The organism is Nocardioides cremeus, assembly GCF_030518195.1.
Lineage (GTDB): Bacteria > Actinomycetota > Actinomycetes > Propionibacteriales > Nocardioidaceae > Nocardioides > Nocardioides cremeus.
Window position 1 is genome coordinate 1 of the sequence record NZ_JAULSC010000426.1, and the last position, 224, is coordinate 224.

1 protein-coding gene is annotated in these 224 nt (G+C 76.8%); it reads left to right on the top strand.

What is annotated here, in order from left to right; all coding sequences use genetic code 11:
• Nucleotides 1-42: 42 nt before the first annotated feature.
• Nucleotides 43-224, top strand: a 182-nt coding sequence (locus QWJ41_RS21595) for a S4 domain-containing protein (protein ID WP_302710555.1), incomplete at its 3' end; no start/stop codon positions are given.

The window sequence follows — 224 nt, forward strand, 5'->3', positions numbered from 1 at the left end:
ATCCCGACGCGGGTGCGACCACCCCGCTCGAGGACTGAGCCGGTGCCGCCTCGTCGCCTGCGCCTCGACGCCGAGCTGGTCCGCCGCGGTCTGGCGCGCGCGCGCGAGCACGCCTCCGAGCGGGTCGCCCAGGGCCGGGTGAAGGTCTCCGGCGCCGTGGCCTCCAAGCCCGCGACCGGCGTGACCACCGACGTGGCCATCCTGGTCACCGAGGTCGACGGGGT